Annotated in this window: 22 protein-coding genes; 15 read left to right on the top strand and 7 right to left on the bottom strand. The window is 68.6% G+C overall.

Annotation, left to right across the window (positions count from 1 at the left end):
* Positions 1–10 precede the first annotated feature (10 nt).
* Positions 11–913, top strand: a complete 903-nt coding sequence (locus ABIA71_RS14905; protein WP_038687367.1) for a M48 family metallopeptidase — start codon at positions 11–13, stop codon at positions 911–913.
* Positions 914–1,194: 281 nt separating this feature from the next.
* Here ABIA71_RS14905 and xseA read toward each other — a convergent pair whose 3' ends face one another.
* Positions 1,195–2,532, bottom strand: coding sequence for an exodeoxyribonuclease VII large subunit (gene xseA / locus ABIA71_RS14900; RefSeq protein ID WP_354286180.1), 1,338 nt, complete (start codon positions 2,530–2,532; stop codon positions 1,195–1,197).
* A gap of 45 nt (positions 2,533–2,577) precedes the next feature.
* On the bottom strand, positions 2,578–3,666 hold the full coding sequence (gene queG, locus ABIA71_RS14895; RefSeq protein ID WP_354286178.1) for a tRNA epoxyqueuosine(34) reductase QueG: 1,089 nt from the start codon (positions 3,664–3,666) through the stop codon (positions 2,578–2,580).
* Between the two features lie 23 nt (positions 3,667–3,689).
* On the opposite strand from queG, the gene ABIA71_RS14890 reads away from it, so the two are divergent.
* From ABIA71_RS14890 to ABIA71_RS14865, 6 genes are all read left to right on the top strand, one after another.
* Positions 3,690–5,177, top strand: a complete 1,488-nt coding sequence (locus ABIA71_RS14890) for an NAD(P)H-hydrate dehydratase (RefSeq protein WP_354286176.1) — start codon at positions 3,690–3,692, stop codon at positions 5,175–5,177.
* On the top strand, positions 5,174–5,656 hold the full coding sequence (gene tsaE, locus ABIA71_RS14885; RefSeq protein WP_128096676.1) for a tRNA (adenosine(37)-N6)-threonylcarbamoyltransferase complex ATPase subunit type 1 TsaE: 483 nt from the start codon (positions 5,174–5,176) through the stop codon (positions 5,654–5,656). Before ABIA71_RS14890 ends, tsaE begins: the two co-directional genes overlap by 4 nt.
* 82 nt (positions 5,657–5,738) lie before the next feature.
* Positions 5,739–7,313: an N-acetylmuramoyl-L-alanine amidase gene (locus tag ABIA71_RS14880; RefSeq protein ID WP_502961257.1), complete on the top strand. Its 1,575-nt coding sequence runs from the start codon at positions 5,739–5,741 to the stop codon at positions 7,311–7,313.
* A 181-nt stretch (positions 7,314–7,494) separates the two neighbouring features.
* A complete protein-coding gene (gene mutL / locus ABIA71_RS14875) occupies positions 7,495–9,375 on the top strand; it encodes a DNA mismatch repair endonuclease MutL (protein WP_354286170.1) in 1,881 nt (626 codons plus the stop codon).
* 41 nt (positions 9,376–9,416) lie between these two features.
* On the top strand, positions 9,417–10,325 hold the full coding sequence (locus tag ABIA71_RS14870) for a DUF1684 domain-containing protein (protein WP_502961261.1): 909 nt from the start codon (positions 9,417–9,419) through the stop codon (positions 10,323–10,325).
* Positions 10,326–10,391: 66 nt separating this feature from the next.
* The gene (locus ABIA71_RS14865) at positions 10,392–11,276 is read left to right on the top strand and encodes a TraB/GumN family protein (RefSeq protein ID WP_502961260.1); all 885 of its coding nucleotides are present in this window, start codon (positions 10,392–10,394) and stop codon (positions 11,274–11,276) included.
* Positions 11,277–11,352: 76 nt separating this feature from the next.
* Here ABIA71_RS14865 and phaR read toward each other — a convergent pair whose 3' ends face one another.
* The 3 genes from phaR to gluQRS form a co-directional block, all read right to left on the bottom strand.
* A complete protein-coding gene (phaR, locus tag ABIA71_RS14860) occupies positions 11,353–11,877 on the bottom strand; it encodes a polyhydroxyalkanoate synthesis repressor PhaR (protein ID WP_354286164.1) in 525 nt (174 codons plus the stop codon).
* Positions 11,878–12,104: 227 nt separating this feature from the next.
* Positions 12,105–12,845: an acetoacetyl-CoA reductase gene (gene phbB / locus ABIA71_RS14855; protein ID WP_354286163.1), complete on the bottom strand. Its 741-nt coding sequence runs from the start codon at positions 12,843–12,845 to the stop codon at positions 12,105–12,107.
* A 73-nt stretch (positions 12,846–12,918) separates the two neighbouring features.
* Positions 12,919–13,803, bottom strand: a complete 885-nt coding sequence (gene gluQRS / locus ABIA71_RS14850; protein WP_354286161.1) for a tRNA glutamyl-Q(34) synthetase GluQRS — start codon at positions 13,801–13,803, stop codon at positions 12,919–12,921.
* A 93-nt stretch (positions 13,804–13,896) separates the two neighbouring features.
* On the opposite strand from gluQRS, the gene htpX reads away from it, so the two are divergent.
* Positions 13,897–14,763: a protease HtpX gene (htpX, locus tag ABIA71_RS14845; RefSeq protein WP_354286159.1), complete on the top strand. Its 867-nt coding sequence runs from the start codon at positions 13,897–13,899 to the stop codon at positions 14,761–14,763.
* Positions 14,764–15,353: 590 nt separating this feature from the next.
* Here htpX and ABIA71_RS14840 read toward each other — a convergent pair.
* Positions 15,354–16,181, bottom strand: coding sequence for an inositol monophosphatase family protein (locus tag ABIA71_RS14840; RefSeq protein WP_038687391.1), 828 nt, complete (start codon positions 16,179–16,181; stop codon positions 15,354–15,356).
* Positions 16,182–16,301: 120 nt separating this feature from the next.
* On the opposite strand from ABIA71_RS14840, the gene ABIA71_RS14835 reads away from it, so the two are divergent.
* The 3 genes from ABIA71_RS14835 to ABIA71_RS14825 all read left to right on the top strand — a co-directional run bounded on the left by ABIA71_RS14835 (position 16,302) and on the right by ABIA71_RS14825 (position 20,177).
* The gene (locus ABIA71_RS14835; protein WP_354286157.1) at positions 16,302–17,069 is read left to right on the top strand and encodes an RNA methyltransferase; all 768 of its coding nucleotides are present in this window, start codon (positions 16,302–16,304) and stop codon (positions 17,067–17,069) included.
* A gap of 61 nt (positions 17,070–17,130) precedes the next feature.
* A complete protein-coding gene (locus ABIA71_RS14830) occupies positions 17,131–18,054 on the top strand; it encodes a phosphate/phosphite/phosphonate ABC transporter substrate-binding protein (protein WP_502961256.1) in 924 nt (307 codons plus the stop codon).
* Positions 18,051–20,177 (top strand): EAL domain-containing protein, encoded by a 2,127-nt coding sequence (locus ABIA71_RS14825; RefSeq protein WP_354286154.1) that lies wholly within the window; start codon positions 18,051–18,053, stop codon positions 20,175–20,177. The genes ABIA71_RS14830 and ABIA71_RS14825 overlap by 4 nt, the downstream gene beginning before the upstream one ends.
* Positions 20,178–20,395: 218 nt before the next feature.
* On the opposite strand, the gene epmB is transcribed toward ABIA71_RS14825, so the two are convergent.
* Positions 20,396–21,424 carry an EF-P beta-lysylation protein EpmB gene (epmB, locus tag ABIA71_RS14820; RefSeq protein WP_159497290.1) on the bottom strand — a complete coding sequence of 343 codons (1,029 nt, stop codon included), beginning with the start codon at positions 21,422–21,424 and terminating at the stop codon, positions 20,396–20,398.
* Positions 21,425–21,524: 100 nt separating this feature from the next.
* Between epmB and efp the strand changes: the two genes are divergently transcribed.
* The 4 genes from efp to ABIA71_RS14800 all read left to right on the top strand — a co-directional run bounded on the left by efp (position 21,525) and on the right by ABIA71_RS14800 (position 25,159).
* Complete coding sequence (gene efp / locus ABIA71_RS14815; RefSeq protein WP_128097720.1) at positions 21,525–22,094, top strand: elongation factor P; 570 nt, start codon at positions 21,525–21,527, stop codon at positions 22,092–22,094.
* 300 nt (positions 22,095–22,394) lie between these two features.
* The gene (locus ABIA71_RS14810; protein WP_038687400.1) at positions 22,395–23,738 is read left to right on the top strand and encodes a TRZ/ATZ family hydrolase; all 1,344 of its coding nucleotides are present in this window, start codon (positions 22,395–22,397) and stop codon (positions 23,736–23,738) included.
* 16 nt (positions 23,739–23,754) lie between these two features.
* Positions 23,755–24,486, top strand: a complete 732-nt coding sequence (gene ubiG, locus ABIA71_RS14805) for a bifunctional 2-polyprenyl-6-hydroxyphenol methylase/3-demethylubiquinol 3-O-methyltransferase UbiG (RefSeq protein WP_354286152.1) — start codon at positions 23,755–23,757, stop codon at positions 24,484–24,486.
* Positions 24,470–25,159, top strand: a complete 690-nt coding sequence (locus ABIA71_RS14800; RefSeq protein ID WP_128097722.1) for a phosphoglycolate phosphatase — start codon at positions 24,470–24,472, stop codon at positions 25,157–25,159. The genes ubiG and ABIA71_RS14800 overlap by 17 nt, the downstream gene beginning before the upstream one ends.
* Positions 25,160–25,218 lie beyond the last annotated feature (59 nt).

Raw genomic sequence — 25,218 nt, 5'->3', positions numbered from 1 at the left:
AACCTGCACCATGCGCAACGATCCATTCGGCGGCCAGCAACAGGGCCGCGCCCGGCGTCCAGGGCTGTTCGGCAACATCCGCTGGTGGGTGCTGCTGGCGTTCGCCGGTTATGCCGCCTTCTACTGGTTCTCCAACCGCGCGGTGGACCCGTACACCGGTGAAAGCGTGCTCATCGACAGTGCGCTGGACGCCAACCAGGAAAAAGCCCTCGGGCTTCAGGCCTACCAGGAGATCCTGGCGCAGGAGCGGCCGGTGGATCCCAACGCGCAGGTGTCGCGCGACGTGCGCGCGATTGCCCAGCGCCTGATTGCCAAGGTCGACGTGGTGGAAACCGCGTTGGCCGAAGAGCACGGGCTGAAGCCGGCGCATTTCTCGCGCGACTTCGAATGGGAAGTCAACGTGATCCAGTCCGAGCAGGCCAACGCGTTCTGCCTGCCTGGCGGCAAGATGGCGGTCTACACCGGGTTGATCCCGGTGGCGCGCACGGTGGATGCGATGGCCGTGGTGATGGGCCACGAGATCGCCCATGCCCTGCTGCGCCATGGTGCCCAGCGCATGGCCCAGCAGAAGCTGACCCAGATCGGGCAGATGGCCGGGGCCGCCAGCGGCATGGACCCGCAACAGCAACAGATGATGATGTCGGCGATGGGCTACGGCTACCTGCTGCCGTATGCGCGCAGCCACGAAACCCAGGCCGATGAAGTGGGCCTGATGCTCGCCGCCGCGGCTTGCTTCGACCCGCGCGAGGCGGTGCCGTTGTGGGAACGCATGGGCCAGGCCAGTGGCGGCCAGGCACCGCCGGAGTTTTCCTCGACGCACCCCAACCCCGGCACCCGCATCCAGAACCTGCAGGCACTGATGCCCAAGGCGATGGAGTACCGGCAGAAATTCTGCGAAAGCGCGGGCGGGTGACGGCGTTGTAACCGTTGGAAAGCGTAATCGGCGCACCGAGGACGTAGCGCCGGGCTCTGCCCGGCTTCCGTCAGGTCGTGGTGATCATTGATCACGTGCAGCCGGGCAGAGCCCGGCTCTACGAAAGCGCGGGCGGATCAGGACGTTGTAACCGACGGAACGCGGACGTAGCGCCGGGCTCTGCCCGGCTTCCGTCCGGTCGTGGTGATCATTGATCGCGTGTAGCCGGGCAGAGCCCGGCTCTACGGCGTGCGGTCTGCGCAGCCGGGCAGAGCCCGGCTCTACGCGGTTTGCTTTACTACGACGGCGATTGCGCCGTCCTGGACGCGTGCGGTGAGCGCGTCGCCGGGGCGTACCTGCAGCGGGGAACGTACCAGGCTGCCGTCTTCGTCGCGGGTGAGGATGCTGTAGCCGCGGGCCACGGTGGCCAGCGGGCTCACCGCTTCCATCGATCGGGCCAGGCCGCGCAGGTGCAGCTGGTTGCGTTGCAGCTGGCGCCCGATGGCCGCGTCGGCGCGCGGCATCAACCGTTGCAGCCGCTCGCGCAGTGCATCCAGGCGGCGCTGCGGATGGCCGTTGCGCAGCACCACGGCGGCGTGCCGCAGCTGCGCCTGCCGGCGTTCCTGCTGTTGCCGCCATACCGCGTCCAGGCGCCGGCCCAGGTCCTGCTGGCGCCGCTGCAGCAACTGCAGGCGCGCTTGCGGGCCTTGGGCATTCAAGCGCAGCAGGGCGCGGTCGGCGCGCTGCATGGCCTGGCCCAGACCGTGGCGCTGCAGCTGCACCATGCGGGCGGCCAGGCGGCGCACCTGCACCTGCAGGTCGCGCTTGTCCGGCACCAGCAGCTCGGCCGCCACCGACGGGGTGGGCGCGCGTAGGTCGGCCGCGAAATCGGCCAGGCTGAAGTCGGTTTCGTGGCCCACCGCAGACACCACCGGGGTGCTGCTGGCCGCAATCGCGCGGGCCAGGTGCTCGTCGTTGAACGCCCACAGGTCTTCCAGCGAGCCACCGCCGCGGGTCAGCAGGATCACGTCGTAGCGGCCGCTGGCGTCGGCCGCGCGCAGCAGCGCGGTGATCTGCGCGGCAGCGCTGTCACCCTGGACCAGGCTGGGCAGCAGGTCTACTTCCAGCAGCGGATAACGGCGTTCCAGCACGCTGAGCACGTCGCGTACCGCCGCACCGGTGGGCGAGGTGATCACCGCCAGCCGGCGGACATGCGCCGGCATCGGCCGCTTGCGCTCGGCGGCGAACAGGCCCTCGGCCTCCAGCCGTGCCTTGAGCTGCTCATAGGCGCGGCGCAGGGCGCCTTCGCCGGCTTCTTCCATGTGGTCCAGCACCAGCTGGTACTCGCCACGCGCTTCGTACAGGGTCAGCCGGCCGCGCGCGAGCACGCGCATGCCATCGCGCGGGACGAATTTCAGCCACTGGCTCTTGGGCTTGAACAACGCCGCGCGGATCTGCGCGCGTGCGTCCTTCAATGTGAAGTACATGTGCCCCGACGCCGGGCGGGTAACGCTGCCGAGCTCGGCTTCCACCCAGATCAGCGGGAAGGCGCCTTCCAGCAGGTCGCGGGCCAGGATGTTGAGCTGGCTGGGCGTGAGGATCTGCGCGCTGCGGTCCATGGACAGGTCAAACGGTACGAACGGGCGCCCATGGTCGCACAAGCGTCATGCGCCGGGGTTCCGTGCCGCGTGCTGCTGCAGGGCCCAGGCGACGTGTTCGCGCACGATCGGCGAGGCATGCGCGCGGCGCGCGTCCAGCGCCGCCAGCGTCTGCGTACTGGTGGGCGCATTGCCCAGCGCCACGGCGATGTTGCGCAACCAGCGCTCGTGGCCGCTGCGCCGGATCGGACTGCCTTCGGTGCGGCGCAGGAATTCGTCCTCCTCCCACGCGAACAGCTGCGCCAGCGAGGCGGTATCCAGATCGTTGCGGGCGCGGAAGTCCGGCTCGTCGGTGCGCCGCGCGAACTTGTTCCAGGGGCATACCAGCTGGCAGTCGTCACAGCCGTAGATGCGGTTGCCCATCAACGGCCGCATGTCTTCGGGAATGGCGCCGTCGTGCTCGATGGTCAGGTAGGAAATGCACCGCCGCGCATCCAGCCGCTGCGGGCCGATGATGGCCTGGGTGGGGCATACATCGATGCAGCGCGTGCAGGTGCCGCAGTGCGCGGTGGCCGGCGTGTCCACCGGCAGCGGCAGGTCGATGTAGATCTCGCCGAGGAAGAACCAGGACCCCCCCTGCTTGTCGATCAGGCAGGTGTGCTTGCCGATCCAGCCCAGCCCGGCATTGCGCGCCAGGGCGCGTTCCAGCACGGGCGCCGAGTCGACGAACACCCGGTAGCCGAACGCGCCGATCTCGGCGGCGATCGCATCGGCGAACTTCTGCAGGCGGTTGCGCATCAGCTTGTGGTAATCGCGGCCCAGCGCATACCGCGCCACATAGGCGCGGTCGCCGTCGTGCAGGGTGTCCCACGCCTGGGCGTCGTCCTTGTGGCCGTAGTCCATGCCCACCGAAATCACCCGCACGGTGCCGGGCAGCAGCTCGGCCGGGCGCGCGCGCATCGTGCCGTGCCGGGCCATCCAGTCCATGGTGCCGTACAGGCCCTTGCCCAGCCAGTCGGCCAGGTGCGCTTCGTCCTCGCCCAGTTCGATGCCGGACACGCCGCAGCGCTGGAAGCCATGCGCGCGCGCGATCTCGCGCACGCGCTCGGTGGCGCGGGCCAGGTTGACGGGGGCGGGGAGGGGCACAGCAGACATGGGGGGAAGTATAGAATCCCGGCATGCCCAAGCTTGCTGAACTGTTCGATATACCTGCTGCGCGTCAGATCGATGCGCGCGCCAGCGCCCTGCTCGGCGACGGCGGTGCCGCGCTGATGGAACAGGCGGGGCAGGCCGCCTGGCAGTGCCTGCTGGAGCAATGGCCGCAGGCCCAGCGCCTGTGCGTGGTGGTAGGGCCCGGCAACAACGGCGGCGACGGCTATGTGCTGGCACGGCTGGCCCGGCAGGCCGGGCGCGCGGTCCATGTGCTGCGCCTGGCCACCGATGCCGCGGCCACCGCGCTGGCCCGTGCGGCCCAGCAGGCCTGGCAGGACGACGGCGGGCAGGTGGCCGTGTTTGACGGTGCATTGCCCCCGGCCGATGTCGTGGTGGACGCGCTGTACGGGCTGGGCCTGAACCGCGCGCCGGCCGGCGAGGCGGTGGCGCTGATCGAGGCCATCAACCAGGCCGGCGTGCCGGTCCTGGCGCTGGACGTACCCAGCGGCGTGGACGCCAACACCGGCGCGGTGCCGGGCAGTGCCGTACGCGCCCGCGTCACCCTGCAGTTCATCGTCTGCCACCAGGGCCTGTATACCGGCGCCGCGCTGGAACACGTGGGTGCGCGGCGGCTGGCACCGTTACAGCTGCCCGATGGCGCGGACGCGCAGGTGAACGCCAGCGCCGTGCCATGGCAGGCGCCGCGGCTGGTCGGGCAGCTCCCGGCGCGGCGCGCCAATACCCACAAGGGCGAATCGGGCCACGTGCTCTGCGTGGGTGGCAACCGCGGCAGCGGCGGCGCGGTGATGCTGGCCAGCGAGGCGGCGTTGCGTGCCGGCGCCGGATTGGTCAGCGTGGCGACCCAGGCGCTGCACGTGGCCCCGCTGCTGGCGCGCCTGCCCGAGGCCATGGCACACGCGGTAGAAGACGCGCAGGACCTGCAGGCCCTGTTGGCGCGGGCCGGCGTGATCGCGATCGGACCGGGCCTGGGCCAGGACGACTGGGCGCGCGAGCTGTGGCGGCAGGTGCTGGGCAGCGGCAGGCCGCTGGTGGTCGATGCCGACGCGCTGAACCTGCTGGCTGCCGTGCCACAGCCGCTGCACGACGCCATCCTGACCCCGCACCCGGGCGAGGCGGCGCGCCTGCTCGCGGTGGACACGGCCACGATCCAGGCTGACCGTTTTGCTGCCGCACAGGCCCTGGCCGAGCGCTTCCACGCCGTGGTGGTGCTCAAGGGCGCCGGCAGCATCATCGCCGCCCCCGGGCAACTGCCGCGGGTGATCGCGGCGGGCAACCCGGGCATGGCCGTGGGGGGCATGGGCGATCTGCTGACCGGCATCATCGCCGCGTTGCGCGCACAGGGGCTGGACGCCTTCGATGCGGCCGCCAGTGGTGCACTGCTGCATGGGCTGGCCGGCGACGCCGCCGCCAGCGAGGGCCAGCGTGGCCTGCTCCCCACCGACCTGCTGGTGCCGCTGCGCCGGCTGGTGAATCCGGAACCTCGACCCGCATGATCACGTTTTTCCTCGCCCAGACCGACGACACCGACCTGCTTGGGCAGTGGCTGGCCGCGACCCGTCCGCCGCAGGCGGTGATGCAGCTGCAGGGCGACCTCGGCGCGGGCAAATCGACGCTGGCGCGTGCGCTGTTGCGCGCGCTGGGCGTTCAGGGGGCCATCCGCAGCCCCACCTACACGCTGGTGGAGCGCTATCCACTGGCCGACGGTCACGAAGCCTGGCACCTGGATCTGTACCGCATCGGCCAGGCCGATGAGCTGGATTTCCTCGGTCTGGACGAGGGCAGCGCCTCGCTGTGGCTGATCGAATGGCCCGAGCGCGGGGCGGGCGCGCTGCCCCCCACCGACCTGATCGTGGCGCTGGAGATCGAGGGGCAAGGGCGTCGCGTGCGTCTCAATGCGACCAGCGACGCGGGTCGTGAATGGCTCGCCCGGTTGCCACAAGGGGGCGACTTGCAGGCCCTTTCTGTCGGCTGACACTAGGAAACACCGGCAGGTTACGGATTATTAAGGGAAAAGGAGTTGCATTTCATTCAGGGCGGTGATTGAATCCTGACCTATGCCAATGGGGAAACCACTCACCGCCATCTGTGCCGCCGTCGGACTTTGTCTGGCGAGCGCCCTGGCGTGGGCCGGTGAAGTGCGCCAGGTGGGTCTGGAGACCGGTGCCACCGGCACCCGCGCGGAAATCGCGCTGTCCGGCAGCGGCGGTTACAAGACCCTGACCCTGGCCGGCCCGAACCGTCTGGTCGTGGATTTCCCGGACTCCAGCGCGGTACGCAATCTCAAGCTGCCTGCGCCCAAGGGCGTGGTCACGGCCGTGCGCACCGGTCAGCCGGTGCCCGGTACGTTCCGGGTGGTGTTCGACCTGGCCGAATCGGTTGCGCCATTCCGGCCGCAGATGGTCAAGCAGGGCGACGAGTCGCGGCTGGTGATCGAATGGCCGGGCGATGCGCCGTCCAGCGTGGCCAGCACGCCCGCACCCGCACCCGCACAAACGCCGACGCCCGCACCTGCCCCGGCAGGGACGGTCGCGGGCGCCGCACCGCCGGTACAGACGGCCGCCAACACGGCGCAGGCGCGCAGCGATGCGGCGCGTGCCACCGCACTGCTGACCGCCTCGGTGCGCCAGCAGGCCAGCGCCACGGCCGCCACGCCGGTGCCGACGCCCACGCCGCCGGCCGCCGCCGCGGTGAATGTGGCAGCGGCCGGCAACGCCAATGCCGCCAGCAACTCGGCCACCCCGGCGGCGATCCTGGCCGGCCAGGCCACCGCCGCGGTGGTGCCTGCACCGACGCCGGTCGTGGTGCCTGCCGAGCCGCCGCGTCCGGTGATGCCCAGCGAAATTTCGCGGATCAAGATGCGTCCGGGCATGCGCCCGCTGATCGTGGCGATCGATCCCGGCCACGGTGGCCAGGATCCTGGTGCGGTAGGCCCTACCGGCAAGCGGGAAAAAGACATCACCCTGGCGGTGGCGCGTGAACTGGCGCGCCAGGTCAATGCCACGCCCGGCCTGAAAGCCTTCCTGACCCGCGACACCGACGTGTTCATTCCGCTGCCGATGCGCGCGCAGAAGGCACGTTCGGCCAAGGCCGACATCTTCATTTCGATCCACGCCGACGCGGCTGAAAACCGTGCCGCCACCGGCTCGTCGGTGTACGTGTTGTCGACCAAGGGCGCCTCGTCCCAGCGTGCGCGCTGGCTGGCCGACAAGGAAAACGCCGCCGATCTGGTCGGTGGCGTGCGCCTGCAGCAGACCGAAGGCACCTTGGCCAACGTGCTGCTGGACCTGGCCCAGAGCGGGTACATGAAGGCGTCCGAAGATGCCGCCGGCCACGTGCTGGGCGGGCTCAAGCGGATCGGCAAGAACCACAAGCCCAACATCGAACGCGCCAACTTCGCGGTGCTGCGCACCTCGGACATGCCGGCGATGCTGGTCGAAACCGCCTTCATCTCCAATCCCGATGAAGAGCGTCGCCTGATCGACCCGGCCTACCAGCGCCAGATTGCCGGTGCGGTACTCGACGGCGTGCACACCTTCTTCAGCCGCCAACCGCCGCCGGGCACGCTCTACGCCGCCCGCGCCGAAGCCGAGATCCAGGCTGCCAGCACGGTAGCCGGCGGCAGCAAATAATCCGCAAGGCGGATTATTTGCGGTAGAGCCGACCGTTGGTCGGCTGGCGTCGACACGTAACCCCACCCGGTAGAGCCGACCGTTGGTCGGCTGGCGGGCTACGCTATCATCTGTCGATGACGTACAGCCCCCGATTCCCCCTCGCTTCCGCCGGCGCCGGTTCCCCCTGCGGGAGCGACGCATGAGCATCCGCCAGCTGCCCGAGATCCTGATCAACCAGATCGCCGCCGGCGAGGTGGTGGAGCGCCCGGCGTCGGTGGTCAAGGAACTGGTCGAAAACGCACTGGACGCCGGTGCCACCCGCGTGGACATCGACCTGGAGGAAGGCGGCGTACGCCTGATCCGGATCCGTGACGATGGCGGCGGCATCGCGCCGGAGGAACTGCCGCTGGCGGTGTCCCGCCACGCCACCAGCAAGATCGCCAGCCTGGATGACCTCGAAGCGGTGGCCACGCTCGGCTTCCGCGGCGAAGCGCTGCCGTCGATTGCCTCGGTGAGCCGCTTCACCCTCTCCTCGCGCCGTCCCGGCGATGCGCACGGGTCGGCCCTGCAGATCGAAGGCGGCAAGCTCGGTGAGGTCACCCCACGCGCGCATGCGCCGGGCACCACCGTGGAAGTGCGCGAGCTGTTCTACAACGTGCCGGCGCGCCGCAAGTTCCTGCGCGCCGAGCGCACCGAGCTGGGCCATATCGAAGAGTGGCTGCGCTCGCTGGCACTCGCGCGCCCGGACGTGGAACTGCGGGTGTCGCACAACGGCAAGCCGTCGCGCCGTTACAAGCCCGGCGATCTGTATTCCGATGCGCGCCTGGGCGAAACCCTGGGCGAGGATTTTGCCGCGCAGGCGCTGCGCGTGGACCACAGCGGCGCCGGCCTGCGCCTGCATGGCTGGATCGCACAGCCGCACTATTCGCGCGCGAGTACCGACCAGCAATACCTCTACGTCAACGGCCGTTCGGTGCGTGACCGCAGCGTGGCCCACGCAGTGAAGATGGCCTATGGCGATGTGCTGTTCCATGGCCGCCAGCCGGCCTACGTGCTGTTCCTGGAACTGGACCCGACCCGGGTCGACGTCAACGTGCACCCGGCCAAGCACGAGGTGCGCTTCCGCGACTCACGCCTGATCCATGACTTCGTCTACCGCACGCTGAAGGAAGCGCTGGCCGAAACGCGCGCCGGCATGACCGCCACTGCAGGTGCCGCCGATGCCAACGCGTTGCCCGGCACCGCACCGGGCACTGCGGCAGGTTATGGCGCGCCCGGCGGTGGCGGCGGCTACGCGCTGGGCGGCGGTGGTGGTGGCGGTGGTGGCAGCATGGCCGGCCAGTGGCGTCCGCAGCAGTCACCGTTGGGCCTGCAGGTGGCCGATGCACCGTCGGCCTACGCCGCGCTGTACGCCACGCCTGCCGGTGGCATGTCCGCTGCGCTGCCGCCGATGCCCAGCTTTAACGGCTTGCCGGCCACCGCGGCCGACAGCGGCGTGCCGCCGCTGGGCTATGCCGTGGCGCAGTTGCACGGCATCTACATCCTGGCCGAGAACGCCGAAGGGCTGATCGTCGTGGACATGCACGCCGCGCACGAGCGCATCGGCTACGAGCGCCTGAAAACCGCACACGACGGCATGGGCCTGCACGCGCAGCCGCTGCTGGTGCCGATCACCCTGGCAGTGGGCGAGCGCGATGCCGACACCGCCGAGCGCGAGGCTGACACGCTGGTGGCGCTGGGCTTTGAGATCACCCGCTCCGGTCCGGGGTCGCTGCACGTGCGCAGCATTCCCGCACTGCTGGCCAACGCCGAACCGGAAGGCCTGCTGCGTGACGTGCTCACCGACCTGCGCGAGCACGGTCAAAGCCGGCGCATCGCCAGCGCCCGCGACGAGTTGCTGTCCACGATGGCCTGCCACGGCGCGGTGCGCGCCAACCGGCGACTGACGGTGCCGGAAATGAACGCGCTGTTGCGCGACATGGAAATCACCGAGCGCTCGGGTCAGTGCAATCACGGCCGACCGACCTGGGCGCGTTTTTCACTGGCGGAAATCGACCGCTGGTTCCTGCGCGGACGTTGAAGGGGACAATCATGCGAAGGTGGGGAAGGGCGCTGGGCGCGATGGTACTGGCGCTGGGACTGGCCGCGTGCGGGGACAAAGACGCTGCACCACCGGTTGCCGCTGCGGTGGATCCGGCGTTCGCCGCCGAACAGCAGCAGTGGCGCCAGAAGCGCTACGAAGAACTGCATGCCGCCGACGGCTGGACCAGCCTGGTGGGCCTGCATTGGCTGGAATACAAGGCGCACTACATCGGCAGCGGGCCAGGCAGCGGCATCCGCCTGGCGGTCGGGCCGGCCAAGCTGGGCATGGTGGCACGCGACGGCGACACGGTATGGTTCACGCCCGAGCGCGGCGCTGCCTTGCGGGTGGACGACAAACCGCTCACCGGCCGCATCCGGTTCGCCAGTGACCGCGACCCCGCTCCGACCTTGATCGCCTTCGACGACGGCAAGGGCCAGTTGAGCCTGATCCATCGCGGCGAGCGCTATGCGCTGCGGGTGAAGCATGCCGATGCGGCCAGCCGGGCCAATTTCACCGGGCTGCAGTACTGGCCAGGCGGCCCGTCGTGGCGGGTGAACGCGCGCTTCGTGCCGCACGCGCCGGGCAAAACCCTGCCCATCGTGGACATCACCGGGCTGACCACGCAGATGCCCAATGCCGGCGCGCTGGAGTTCGAACGCGACGGCCGCACCTGGCGGCTGGAAGCGCTGGGCGAACCCGGGCGCGAGCTGTTCGTGATCTTTGCCGACCGCACCAGTGGGCACGGCAGCTATCCGGCCGGGCGCTACCTGGACGTGGCTGCGCCGGATGCGACCGGCCAGGTGCAGGTGGATTTCAACCACGCCTACAATCCCCCGTGCGCGTTCACCCCGTTTGCAACGTGCCCGTTGGCACCGCCGGAAAACCGCCTGGACCTGCGCATTGACGCGGGCGAGCAGGCCTACCACGCCCCTGAAGGAGAGGCCTGAACCATGTCGATGTTGTCGCGAATGCTGTCCCCGGTGTTGATGGTCAGCCTGCTGTTGGGCAGTGGCATGGTGCAGGCGCGCGGTGACGCCCCGGCGGCCAAGGCCACCCCGCCGGTGCCGCTGCTGTGGAAGGTGACCGGCCCGGGCGACAGCCGGGTGTATCTGCTGGGCTCGTTCCACCTGCTGCGTGCACAGGATTATCCGCTTGCAGCAGATGTGGACCAGGCCTTCGCCGCCTCCAAGCGGGTGGTGTTCGAGCTGTCGCCGCAGGACATGCAGTCGCCGCAGCTGACCCAGAAGATGCTGCAGGCCGCGGTGCGCACCGACGGTACCGAGCTCAAGCGTGACCTGGACCCGGCGACGTGGACCAAGCTGCAGGCCTACGCCACCGCGAACAATCTGCCGCTGGCGCAACTGCAGGGTATGAAGCCCTGGTTCGTGGGGCTGACCATCACGCTGGGGCAGTTCACCAAGATGGGCCTGGACCCGAACCTGGGGCTGGATCGCCACTTCATGCAGCGTGCCGCGGCGGCCGGCAAGCCGACCTCCGGGCTGGAGGACATCGACACCCAGGTAGGCGTGCTGTCGGGGATGTCGGCGGCAGAGCAGCAGCAGATGGTGGCCGAGGCGCTGGATCAGGCCGACAAGGCTGACGCGGAAGGGCGCAAGCTGCACGACGCGTGGCGCCGCGGCGATGACAAGCTGCTGTGGACCTCGATGGCGGCGCAGATGCGCGGTCAGTACCCGCAGCTGTACAAGCGCATCAATACCGATCGCAATGATGCCTGGGTGCCCAAGCTGCAGCAGTACCTGCAGGCCGGGCAGGGCGGCACGCTGGTGGTGGTGGGCACGCTGCACCTGCTGGGCGACGATGGCGTGGTGGCCAAGCTCAAGGCCAAGGGCTTCACGGTCGAGCGCGTGTGCACCGGGTGTGCCAAGCCGAAGCGCTGATCGCGCACGCGGCGGATACGAAAAAGGCGCGGCCGTGGGGCTGCGCCTTTTTCATTGCCCCGTGCCGGGCGTTGCCTCAGCGGCGGGTCTTGCCGGCGCCGGGGGCCGGGGTGTCCGGCTTGCCGGTCCCGGTGCCGGTGGAGGTGCCACCGGGGCGCGGGCCGAAGCCGGGGCCCATGTTGCGCTGGAAGTCCTGCCAGAGCTCCAGATTGCGCTCGGTCAGCTGGTTCATCATCGCCCACGGGGTCTGGCCGAGCAGGTTGCCCATCTGCTGGCGGAACTGCTGCTGCTGGTCCAGGAAGACCTGCATGCTGCGCTCCAGGTAGTTGCCCATGAAGCCCTGCAGGGAGTCGCCGTAGAAGCGGATCAGCTGGCTGAGCAGCTGCGTGGACAGCATCGGCTCACCGTCCTGTTCCTGGTCGGCGATGATCTGCAGCAGCACTGAACGGGTCAGGTCGTCGCCGCTCTTGGCATCGCGCACTTCGAAATCTTCGCCGTCGAGGATGAGCTGGCGCACGTCTTCGATGGTGATGTAACTGGAAATTTCGGTGTCGTAGAGCCGACGGTTCGGGTATTTCTTGATAATGCGGTTCGCAGCCATGAAACGGTCACTCATCACAGTAGGCGCGCAGCATGGCGCAGTGCAGCAGCACATGCAACCGCCGGAAGGCCCATGCGGCGGGGTATAGGACCGGTTTTATGTTGCGCAGCATGGATTTGCGCCGGGTGCAGCATTCGGGAATGGCGCGTATTTTGCAGACGTAGAAAGTCCTGCAAACGTTTTCCGTAGCGCCGACCGTTGGTCGGCGCGTTTCGGCGCGGCCCCGTTTACCACCCCATGTGGTGGCCGCCGTTGATGTCCAGGTTCGATCCGGTGATCCACGAGGCTTCTTCGTTGACCAGGAAGGCGACCGCGTAGGCGATTTCCTCGGGCTTGCCGAGGCGGCCGGTGGGGATGTCGGCGATGATCTTGGCGCGCACTTCGTCGGGCACGGCCATGACCATGTCAGTGGCCACGTAGCCGGGGGAAATGGTGTTCACGGTGATGCCGAAGCCGGCATTCTCGCGGGCCAGGGAGATGGTGAAGCCGTGCATGCCGGCCTTGGCGGCGGCGTAGTTGGCCTGTCCGTACTGGCCCTTCAGGCCGTTGATCGAGCTGATCTGGATGACCCGGCCCCAGCCGCGGCGGCGCATGCCTTCGATGACCGGGCGGGTGACATTGAACACCGAGTTGAGGTTGGTGTTGATGACGTCGTGCCACTGGTCGGCGCGCATGCGGTGGAAGGTGGTGTCGCGGGTGATGCCGGCGTTGTTGACCAGGATCTCGATCGGGCCGAGCGCGGCTTCCACCGCATGGACCATGGCCTCGGCGGTGTCCGGGTCGGCGACGTCGCCGGGGAAGATCGCCACGTCGCAGCCGCGCGCCAGCATCATGTCGCGCCAGGCCAATGCCTTGGCGTGGTCACGGTAATTGGTGGCGACCCGATGGCCCTGGTCGGCCAGGCGTTGGCAGATGGCAGTACCGATACCGCCGGTACCGCCGGTGACCAGTGCGACGCGAGATGTCATGGGCTGCTACTCCGAAAGGCTGTGCCAACAAGGGGGAAGGGGATTCTGCAACATCGCCGCGGCAAATGGGACGTCAGCCGGGCACGGCGGGTGCAGGGATGTCGTGGGCCGGCAGGCGGGCCGGATCGAAGCCGGCACGGGCGTTGGCAAGCAACGCGTCCACGCTGGCAGCGTTGCGCACCACGGCCGGGTCCTGGCCCAGCGCCGCCCAGGCCTGGCGCAGGGCAGGCAGGGGGTGGGCCGGGTCGAGCGGGCGTGCAGCGTCGGACTTGGACAGCTTGCGGCCGTGCGCGTCCAGCAGCAGGGGCAGGTGCAGGTAGGCCGGGCTCGGCAGGCCAAGCGCGCGCTGCAGCAGGATCTGGCGCGGGGTGGAGTCGAGCAGGTCGGCCCCGCGCACCACGTCGGTGATGGCCTGGGCGCCGTCGTCTACAACCACGGCCAGCTGGTAGGCCCAGTAGCCATCGGCGCGGCGCAGCACGAAGTCGCCGACGTCGGCGTGGACGTCCTGTTCCACCGGGCCGCGCAGGCCGTCGTGGAAGGCAATCCGGGTGCCGGGCGGTACCCGCAGGCGGATGGCCGGTTGTGCGCGCGGGCCGCGTGCCACGCAATGGTGGTGGATGCCATGCTGGTCGGCCAGCTCGCTGCGGCTGCAATGGCAGGCAAACGCGGTGCCTTCGTCGAGCAGGCGCTCCAGGGCGCGCTGGTAGAGGGCGTCGCGCTGGCTTTGGCGCACGATCGGGCCGTCGCTGCTGAGGCCAAGCGCGGTCAGGGCGGCCAGTTGCTGGTCGATGGCACCGGGCACGGTGCGCGGCGGGTCGACGTCTTCCACGCGCACCGACCACTCTCCGCCGGCGTGGCGGGCAAGCAGCCAGCTGCCCAGTGCGGCGAGCAGCGAGCCGGGGTGCAGGGGGCCGGTGGGCGAGGGCGCGAAGCGGCCGCGGTAGGGGGTAATAGCCATGAACTATGAATCGTCGGTCAGTTTGCGACTTGAATTCAACCTGAAGTCCCCGCAGATTTGCAGTCATCAACCTCCAATGAGCGTCATTTTCCCATGTTCAGTCGCATTGCTCTCTTCCTTCTGACCAACCTTGCCGTGCTGGTCCTGGCGGGCATCGTGATGTCGCTGTTGGGCGTGAACCCCAACCAGATGAGCGGCCTGCTGGTGATGGCGGCCATCTTCGGCTTCGGTGGTTCCTTCATTTCGCTGTTGCTGTCCAAGTGGATGGCCAAGCGTTCCACGGGCGCGGTGGTGATCACCGAGCCGCGCAATCCGACCGAGCGCTGGCTGCTGGCCACGGTCGAGCGGCAGGCCCGGGAGGCGGGCATCGGCATGCCGGAAGTGGCGGTGTACGACGGCCCGGAAATCAACGCGTTCGCGACCGGTGCCAATCGCAACAAGGCGTTGGTGGCGGTCTCCACGGGGCTGCTGCACAACATGAGCGAGGATGAGGCCGAGGCGGTGCTGGGCCACGAGATCGCGCACGTGGCCAACGGTGACATGATCACGATGGCGTTGCTGCAGGGCGTGCTGAATACGTTCGTGATCGTGCTGGCCCGCATCGTGGGTGGTTTCATCGACAGCGCGCTGTCCGGCAACCGCGAGGGCGGCGGCCGTGGCTTTGCGTACTACATCATCGTGTTCGTGCTGGAGATGGTGTTCGGCGTGGGCGCGACGGTGATTTCGATGTGGTTCTCGCGCCACCGCGAGTTCCGCGCCGATGCCGGCGGCGCACATCTGGCCGGCCGCCAGAAGATGATCGCGGCGCTGGAGCGGCTGAAGCTCAACCACGGCCAGAGCACGCTGCCGACCCAGATCGCCGCCTTCGGCATCGCCGGTTCGACGGCCCGCAAGCTGTTCATGAGCCACCCGCCGCTGGAAGAGCGCATCGCCGCCCTGAAGGCCAGCACCGCAGCCTGATCCACGGTGCGCTGAGACCGCAGAACGCCCGGCTTCGGCCGGGCGTTTTGTTTGGGATCGACTGGCACAGATTGCGGGCGTAATACCGCGGGGCTTGGCCGCGCCTGCCGGTGAGCGAAGCAGCAAAAGCGCCACGGGGATCGTCTGCTGCGGGCTGGCTGGCCCGGGTGGGGGTACGGGACACGCTGCAAGTCCCGCTTCGCGGCCCGGCCCAGCCGCCGACGGCTGGGCGTTCGGACGCATGCGAGGCAGTGCCTCGCAAGCAATGCGTCCTCACCCATGTAAGCTCCGTCGCCGCATCCATGCGGCTCAGGGGGCCGCACCCCCACCCGCGCCAGCCCCTGACAGAGGGTCGGTGGCCTGGGCAACAGCGAGGCGCAAAGCGGACCTCCCCCGCGCAGCTCCAAGGCTGTGCTGCGGGATTCCAGGCTTTTGCTTCGCATGGCCACCGACCCGCCCAGTTCGGGAATGCACTGCGCATGGTGCTTTTGCCGTTGCCTTGGCGGCTGCTTTATCAGGGCAGTCGGTACGCCACATACAACAACGGCGCCCGAGGGCGCCGTTGTTGGAAGGGTGCAGGATGCGGCGGATCAGAACTTGGCGTCGAACTCGGCGGCGTAGCCGGTGTTGACCAGCACCTTCTGCAGTACGTCGGTGTTCTTCACGTTGCCGGCCACGATCTGCTGGGTCTCCGGGCCGCGGCTGTCCATGCGGGCCGGGGTGGCGCCCTTGTAGTCACAGACCCGGCCACCGGCCTCGCGGACCAGCAGCACGCCGGCGGCGATGTCCCAGGCCTTCAGCCCGGCCTCGAAGTAGGCGTCGGCGCGGCCGCAGGCCACGTAGGCCAGATCCAGCGCCGCCGAACCGGTACGGCGCACATCTTCGGCGTGCACCAGCAGCGCATCCACAGCCTTCAGCTGCGAACTGGCGCGCTGGCGCTCGCGCGGGGCGAAACCGGTGTGGATCATCGCACCGCCCATGTCCTTGCGGTCGGCCACGCGGATGCGACGGTCGTTCAGCACCGCACCAGCGCCACGGCTGGCGGTGAACAGTTCATTGCGGAGCGGATCGAAGATCACCGCATCGATCGGCTCGCCGTTCTCGACCAGCGCGATGGACACACAGTAGTGCGGGAAGCCGCGCAGGTAGTTGCTGGTGCCGTCCAGCGGGTCGATGACCCACATATAACGGTTCACACCCTGCACGCCACCTTCCTCGCCCATGATCCCGTACTCGGGATAGGCGCGCTTGAGTTCCTTGACGATGACCTTTTCCGCATCCGCATCGACTTCACTGGCATAGTCCATGCGCCCCTTCTGCACGACGTTCAACGCCTCCAGCTTGTTGATGTTGCGCAACAGGACGTTGCCGGCGAGGCGGGCGGCCTTGACCATGACGGTGACGGCGGGTTTCTGCATGGCGAAAAGCTCCCGGAAAGGCAGAGTGGGGGTACTGGCGGGGGAAAAGAGCGGTCCCGGCGCAGAGGCCGGTCGCACAGTTTACCATCTGTGGCTGTCCTGCTCGCGTTTGGCCTGTTCATGTCCGTTGAAACCGCTCCTACCCGTATCCGATTCGTCCTGGTCGGCACCCAGCACCCCGGCAACATGGGCGCTGCGGCGCGCGCCATGAAGACCATGGGCCTGTCCCGGCTGGTCCTGGTGGCACCGGAAAAGCCGCTGGATGATGAAGCGTTCCGGCGCTCGGCCGGCGCCGAGGACGTGCTCGGCGACGCACCGGTCGTGGCCACCCTGGCCGAGGCCGTCGCCGACTGCACCCTGGTCCTGGGCTGCACCGCGCGTGCCCGCCGGGTCCAGCTTGAGGAACTGCTGCCGGCCGTTGCCGCCCAGCGCGCCCTGGCCAAGGCCGCCGAACCGGCCGAAGTGGCCTTCGTGTTTGGCCGCGAGCGTACCGGCCTGACCAACGAGGAACTGCAGCTGTGCCACCTGGCCGTGCATATCCCGTCCAACCCCGACTTCAGTTCATTGAACCTGGCCGCCGCCGTGCAGGTGCTGGCCTATGAAACGCGCATGGCCGTGCTGGGCGGCATTGCCGGCGCCGCGCCGGCCGACCCCGAGTTCCGTGAGCAGCCGGCCAGCCATGCCCAGGTCGAAGGCATGTTCACCCAGCTTGGCCAGACCCTGGACGACATCGACTTCCACAAGGGCCGCGCCCCGGAATCGGCGATGCGCAAACTGCGCCGCCTGTTCCTGCGTACCGGGTTGAGCGAACAGGAAGTCCGCCTGTTGCGCGGCATCCTGTCCGACGCACAGCGGATGGCGCGGCTGGCCAACACCAAGCCCGAATGAGCTGACGCAGTTCTCACTTTTTCGGGTAGGCTGTTCGGATTCCTTGGGGGGAGTGATGGGAGTGCCGGGTCTGCGATGGCTGCTGCAGGGAGGTCTGCTGTGTCTGGCTATCGTGCTGATGGCCGGACCTGCGTCAGCGGCACCGGACAACGTGCTGGTACTGGGCCGGATCAGCGACAACCCCAAGTCACACTATGCGCAACTGCAACCCCTGCTCGATTACGTGGTTCCGCGCATGCGCGACGTCGGTATCACCGAAGGCCGCATCCTGATGGCACCCGACGCCCAGCAGATGGCCAGCTACCTGCGCCGTGGCCGGGTGGACTGGGTCACTGAAACCTCCGGCACCGCGGTGGCGCTGGGCCTGCGCAGCGGCGCCCAGCCCCTGCTGCTGACCGAGCGCAGCGGCGTGCGTGACTACCACACCGTCTTTTTTGTGCGCCGCGACAGCACCATTGCGACACTGGCCGACCTCAAGGGGCACACCCTGGCGTTGCAGAACGTGGCCTCCACCAGTGCCTACCTGGTGCCGGTGATGACCTTGTTGCAGCAGGGCCTGACCCCGGAGATCCTGCTCTCGGCGCGCGATGCGGCCGCCCCCGATACGGTGGGCTACGTGTTCGCACGCTCGGAGGGCAACATCGCCACCCTGGTTCACAAGGGCGTGGTGGACGCCGGGGCGGTCAGCAGCGTGGACTGGACCGACGGGCATCGCATTCCGGCCACCTTCCGCCGTGATTTCCGTGTCATCCATCGTACCGAGCCGTACCCGCGCGCAGTGGAAATGGTGCGCGCCGGTCTGGATGAACGGGTGCGCGACCGGTTGCAGGCGGTGCTGCTGGAGGCGGCATCGGATCCCAAGGCGCAGGATGCGCTGCAGACATTTTTTGGTACGTCCGGATTCCATCGGGTGGATGCGCAGATGCAGCACCGGTTGGATGAACTCAAACAAGGCTTGGCTCGCGTGCGGATGGAAGTGGAATGAGGCTGTTGGGTTCCGGAATGCAGGCACGCTTCGTGCTGGCGATGAGCGGTGCGATGCTGGTGGTGATCGCCATCGTCGCGGTGGTACTTGGGCGCCAGGCGACGATGCAGGATGAGGTCCAGCACCTCAGTGGCAACGTCATCCATGACCTGTTCGACCGCAGCGTGCGCAGCCGCGGTGAAGCGCTGGCGCGGGAACTGTCCGACGCCCTGGCCAACCCGCTGTATTACAACGACCTGGAGCAGGTCGGCGCGCTGGTGCGCAACACCTCGCGGCAGCAGGTGGTGCGCTACGTGCTGGTCTTCGACGAGGACGGCAAGCTGATCCACGACGGCTCCGCCGAGGTGATCGACTTCGGCCGGCCCATGAGCGACCCACTGGCGGCCGGCGCGGTCGCCGCGCGCGCGCTGGTGGTGCAGCAGTCGCCCAAGGTGCTCGACAACGCGATGCCGATCATGATCGGCAACCAGCGCATCGGCGGGGTCCGGGTGGGGATGGCGCTGGATGACGTGCAGGCGATGGAGCAGCGCGCCAACCAGACCCTGGGTGAACGCCTGCAGCAGGTGGGCAAGCGCCACCTCGGCTGGCTTCTGCTGATGCTGGGGCTGCTGGTCGGCATCGGCGTGGGCATGATCATCTACGTGCAGCGCACGCTGGTGGCCCCGATCCGCTGGCTGGCCGGGGCCGCGCGCCAGATCGAGGCGGGCGACTACCAGCTGACGCTGCATGAAAGCCCGCGCAAGGACGAAGTGGGCGAACTGGTGCGTGCGTTCGGCCGGATGAGCGAGTCGATCGCCCGCCACGACCGCGAAGTGCGGCACATGGCCTACACCGATGCGCTGACCGGGCTGACCAACCGCCTGGCGTTCCGCGAGGCGCTGGATCACCGGCTGATGGCCGCGCGCGCCTCCAACCATCGGCTGGCGCTGCTGTTTGCCGACATGGACGATTTCAAGCGCGTCAACGACACCCTGGGCCATGAGGCCGGCGATGAAGCGCTGCTGCAGTTCGCCCAGCGCATCAGTACCGCCGTGGCGCAGGCCGGGGGCGACGAGGCGCTGCTGGCCCGCTTTGGTGGCGATGAATTCGTGATCCTGCTCGGTGACGGCGACGTGGCCGCCCATGCCCGCCAACTGGCCGAGGTCCTGGTCCGTGAACTGGGCAAGCCGCTGTTCGTGCAGGGGCGCGAGTTGTTCCTGGGTACGTCCATCGGCGTGACCCTGTTCCCCGACGATGCGGCCGATGCGACCACGCTGTTGAAGAATGGCGACATCGCGATGTACCAGGCCAAGGTGGCCGGCAAGAACTGCTACCGCTATTACAGCCGTGCGATGGACCATGCGGTGGAGCGCCGGGTGCACATGGAGCAGGAGCTGCGCGGCGCCTGGGAGCGCGGCGAACTGCGGCTGGTCTACCAGCCGATCTTCCGCACCCGCGACCGGCGCATGGTGGGGGTGGAGGTACTGCTGCGCTGGCAGCACCCCACGCTGGGCACGATCCCGCCGTCGGTGTTCATCGAAGTGGCCGAACAGAGTGGCCTGATCGAGGTGATCGGCCCGAAGGTGCTGCGCGCGGCCTGCATGGAAGCGGTGCAGTGGCCGCATGGGGTGGACGGGGACGGCCTGTTTGTCTCGGTCAACGTATCGCCGCGCCAGCTGCGTGGCGGCGAGCTGCCCAACCTGGTCGCCGACTGCCTGCGCGACACTGGCCTGCCGGCCTCGCGGCTGCACCTGGAGCTGACCGAAACGGCGGTGATCGGCGATGAAATGCTGGCCGCGGCGCTGCTGGACAAGCTGCACCGCACCGGGGTGAAGGTGTGGCTGGACGACTTCGGTACTGGCTTCTCCGGCCTGAGCCACCTGCGCCAGGTGCCGGTGGATGGGGTCAAGATCGACAAGAGCTTCGTGGCCGACATGCAGCGCGACCCGGACGACCTGGCCCTGACCACGGCGATCATCGCCATGGCCCATGCGCTGGGCATCACCGTGGTGGCCGAGGGCATCGAACAGGAAGTGCAGTTCGACCTGCTCTGCCAGCGCGGCTGCGACCTGGGCCAGGGCTACTGGTTGAGCCACCCGGTCAGCGCCACGGATGTGGTGGAGATGATCGAGGCCGGCGTGTAGGGCGCAAGCCCGTAGCGCCGGTCTCTGCCCGGCTGGATCTACATTGCCGGATCAGCCGGGCAGAGCCCGGCTCTACGTGCGTTCGTGAATCAGCCGGGCAGAGCCCGGCTCTACGTGCGTTCGTGAATCAGCCGGGCAGAGCCCGGCTCTACGTGCGTTGGTGGATCAGCCGGGCAGAGCCGGCTCTACGGGGCGGCCACCGTTGGTGGTCGCTCGCCTCACACCGGGCGCTTGCTGCCGTCGCCGGAAATCTCGCGCACCAGCTTGGGCACCAGGTAGCCCGACAGCCGCGTCGTCAGCTGCGCGTGCAGCGCCTTGGCCGTCTCGTCGCTGACCTCGAAGTGGGCCACGCCCTCCACCCGGTCCACCTGGTAGAGGTAGTACGGCAGCACGCCGGCGGCGAAGCTGCGCTCGCTCAGGTCCTGCAGGGCCTGCAGCGAGTCGTTGACCCCGCGCAGCAGCACCGCCTGGTTGAGCAGGGTGGCCCCGGCACCGCGCAGGCGGGCCATCGCCGCGTCCACGCTGGCGTCGAATTCATTGGCATGGTTGGCATGGATCACGAACGCCAGCGGCCAGGGCAGGCTGGCCAGCCACTGCACCAGGTCCTCGTCCACGCGTTCGGGCAGCACCACCGGCAGGCGGCTGTGGATGCGCAGCCGGCGCAGATGCGGGATCTGCCGGAGCGCATCGGTCAGCTCGACCAGCTTGTGGGTGGCCAGGGACAACGGGTCGCCGCCGGACAGGATCACCTCGTCGATGTCCGGGTCCTGGGCGATGGCATCCACCGCCTCGCGCCAGCCTTCCTTCGCCGCGTTCTCGGTGCCGTAGTCGAAGTGGCGGCGGAAGCAGTAGCGGCAGTTGATCGCGCAGCTGCCGGTGGTCACCAGCAGGGCGCGGCCGCGATACTTCTGGATGACCCCGGTGGCCTTCTTGGCCAGGCCGTCGCCGACCGCGTCCAGGCTGAAGCCCGGCACCACCTGCATTTCATCGCTGATCGGCAGCACCTGGCGCAGCAGCGGGTCGTGGCGGTCGCCGTGCCGCATGCGGGCGATGAAGCCCTGCGGCACGCGCACCGCGAACTGGCTGGCCGCTTCGGCCGATACGGGCAGGGCATCCGGGTCCAGGCCCAGCTGCTGCAGCAGCACCCGCGGGTCGCGTACCGCCTGGCGCCACAGCTGTTGCCAGCGCACGGGGGTGGGCAGGGGCGTGGCGGAAAGCTGCATGGAATGGGGGCCTGCGGTTATCATGTCGGTCAGAAAAACGAGTCACCCCACCGGTGCCGGTGGGTTTTCCATTCTATCCGGCTCGCCGCGCCTGCGCGGCGTTTGCCCATTCAGGAGTTTCAGCATGGCCACTGTGGGCATGAACGATGTCAAGAACGGGATGAAGATCCTGGTCAACAATGAACCGGCGGTCATCACCGAGACCGAATACGTCAAGCCGGGCAAGGGCCAGGCCTTCACCCGCATGAAGTACCGCTTCATCAAGTCGGGCCGCGTGGTCGAAATGACCATGAAGGCGACCGACGACGTGGAGAAGGCGGACGTGGTCGATACCAACATGGACTTCATGTACAGCGACGGCGAGTATTGGCACTTCATGGACCCGGAATCCTTCGAGCAGGTCCAGGCCGTCAAGTCCGGCATGGGCGGCGCCGAAAAGTGGCTGAAGGGCGAAGAGTCCTGCATCGTCACCCTGTGGAACGGCGAGCCGATCTTCGTCCAGCCGCCGAACTTCGTCGAACTGAAGATCGTCGAAACCGATCCGGGCGTCCGTGGCGACACCTCCGGCGGCGGCGGCAAGCCGGCCACCCTGGAAACCGGCGCCGTGGTCCGCGTGCCGCTGTTCGTCAACCAGGATGAAATCATCAAGGTCGACACCCGCTCGGGCGAATACTCCGCACGCGCAGGCAAGTAATCCGACCAAAGGTCGGATTACGGTAGAGCCGACCGTTGGTCGGCTGCGGCATCGGCCAACCACCGCACCGGTAGAGCCGACCGGTGGTCGGCTGCAGCATCGGCCAACCACCGCACCGGTAGAGCCGACCGTTGGTCGGCTGCAGCATCGGCTGACCACCATACCGGTAGAGCCGACCGTTGGTCGGCTGTCGTATCGGCCAGCACCGCACCCGGTACAGCCGACCAACGGTCGGCTGTACCTCCAGAGCGTCCCGGTCGCCCACACCTTCGGGCCGTCCGCCCAGACAAGTGAGCACGCATGACCGACACCGCACGCATTCCCGAAACCTGTGACCTGCTGATCGAAGCCGGTTACGTGGTCCCGATCGAACCGCATGCGGTGGTGCTGGAAGACCATGCCGTGGCCGTGCGCGGCAGCGAGATCATCGCGATCCTGCCGCGGGCCGAGGCGCGTGAGCGTTTTGCGCCGAAGCAGACCGTCTCGCGCCCCGACGCGGCGCTGATGCCGGGCCTGGTCAACGCGCACACCCACAACCCGATGACCCTGCTGCGGGGCGTCGCCGACGACCTGCCGCTGATGGTCTGGTTGCAGCAGCACATCTGGCCGGTGGAAGCGGCGGTGATCGGCCCGGAATTCGTGGCCGACGGCACCACCCTGGCCATCGCCGAGATGCTGCGCGGTGGCACCACCTGTGCCAACGAAAACTACTTCTTCTCCGACGTCCAGGCCGCCGTCTACAAGCAGCACGGCTTCCGTGCGCTGGTCGGCGCGGTGATCATCGATTTCCCGACCGCCTGGGCCAAGACCGACGACGAGTACTTCGCCAAGGCCGGCGAGCTGCACGACCAGTGGCGCAACGACCCGCTGATCGGTACCTCGTTCGCGCCGCACGCGCCGTACACCGTCAACGATGCCAATTTCGAACGCGTGCGCATGCTGTCCGACCAGCTGGACATGCAGGTGCACCTGCACACGCATGAAACCGCGCAGGAAATCACCGACTCGATCAAACTGCACGGCCAGCGCCCGTTGGCGCGGCTGGACCGCCTGGGCCTGGTCAACGACCGCCTGATCGCGGTGCACATGACCCAGCTGACCGAAGCGGAAATCCACCTGTGCGCCGAGCGCGGCGTCAGCGTGGTGCATTGCCCCGAATCCAACCTCAAGCTGGCCTCCGGCTTCTGCCCGGCGTGCGCGCTGCAGCGTGCGGGCGTGAACCTGGCCATCGGCACCGACGGTTGCGCCAGCAACAACGACCTGGACATGTTCAGCGAGAACCGCACCGCGGCGATCCTGGCCAAGGCCGTGGCCAACGATGCCACCGCGCTCGACGCGGCCACCACGCTGCGCGCGGCCACCCTGGGCGGCGCACGCGCGCTGGGCTTCGGCGACCGCATCGGCTCGATCGAAGTGGGCAAGCAGGCCGATCTGGTCTGCGTGGACCTGTCCGCACTGGAAACCCAGCCGCTGCACCATGTGCTCTCGCAGCTTGTCTACGCAGCCGGCCGCCACCAGGTCAGCGATGTCTGGATTGCCGGCCAGCCCAAGCTGGTGCAGCGCGAACTGGTCGGCATGGACACCGCGGCGATCGTCGCCAACGCGCGCCAGTGGCGCGAGCGCATCCGACACATCCGTGCTTGACGCACCAAGGACCCCCATGAACACCCCCCACGCGTCCACCAATTTCGACCAGGCCGAACTGGACAAGTTCGCCGCCCTCGCCAACCGCTGGTGGGACGTCGACGGCCCGCAGAAGCCGCTGCATGCCCTGAACCCGGTCCGCCTGCAGTACGTTGCCCGGCGCGTGCCCCTGCGCGGCGCCCGCGTGCTGGATATCGGCTGTGGTGGCGGCCTGCTCAGCGAGGCGCTGGCCAAGGAAGGCGCCGACGTCACCGCGATCGATCTGGCGCCGGAACTGGTCAAAGTGGCGCGCCTGCACAGCCTGGAGTCGGGCGTGACGGTGGATTACCGCGTGCAGGCCGCCGAGGACCTGGCCGCCGAACAGCCGGGCAGTTTCGACGTGGTCACCTGCATGGAAATGCTGGAGCACGTGCCGGACCCGGGCGCGATCATCGCCGCCTGCCACCGACTGCTGAAGCCGGGCGGCCAGCTGTTCCTGTCCACGGTCAACCGCACCCCGGCCGCCTTCGCGGTGGCCATCGTCGGTGCCGAGTACGTGGCGCGCCTGCTGCCCAAGGGCACCCATCACTACCAGGACTTCATCAAGCCGGCCGAGCTGGGCAAGTGGCTGCGCGAAGCCGACCTGAGCCTGCGCGATGTCAGCGGCATGGCCTACGAGCCGTGGCGCAACCGCGCGCGGCTGAGCAGCCGCACCGACATCAACTACCTGGCCCATGCGGTCAAGCCGGACGATGCCGCAGGTGTCTGAGTCCGGTTTTCCGCACGCGGTTCTGTTCGACCTGGACGGCACGCTGCTGGACAGCGCGCCGGACATGCTGGCCACCGCCAACGCGATGCTGGCCGCGCGCGACCGCGCCCCGATCCGCCTGGACGCGTTGCGCCCGGTGGTGTCCAAGGGCTCGCGCGCGATGGTGTCGGTGGCCTTCCCGGAGCTGGGCCAGGTCGAGCGCGATGCGCTGGTGCCCGAGTTCCTGCAGCGTTATGAAGCCCTGATCGGCCAGCACGCGGTGCTGTTCGACGGCGTGGCCGGCATGCTTGATGCGCTGGATGCGGCGGGCTGCGCCTGGGGCATCGTCACCAACAAGCCCGAATACCTGGCGCGGCTGATCGTGCCGCAGCTGGGGTGGGACACGCGCTGCAACGTGCTGATCGGCGGCGACACCCTGGCCCAGCGCAAGCCGCACCCGCTGCCGCTGCTGGCCGCTGCCGAACGCATGAACGTCGATCCGGCCACCTGCATCTACGTGGGCGATGACGAGCGCGACATCGTGGCGGCCAACGCCGCGGGCATGGCCTCGGTCGCTGCCCTCTGGGGCTACCGGCTGGACGCCGACGACCCGCTGGCCTGGGGTGCCGAGCGCATGATCGAGCACCCCGCGCAGCTGCAGCGCGCCGACGCCTGGCCGCCCGCACGCGGCTGACCCGGCAGGTACCCGCCGTTGGCGGGTACACACCACACCCCAGGCACGCAGCGGCACTG

Source organism: Stenotrophomonas sp. 2619, from assembly GCF_040548725.1.
Lineage (GTDB): Bacteria > Pseudomonadota > Gammaproteobacteria > Xanthomonadales > Xanthomonadaceae > Stenotrophomonas > Stenotrophomonas maltophilia_AP.
This window is presented reverse-complemented; position numbering and strand designations above follow the sequence as displayed.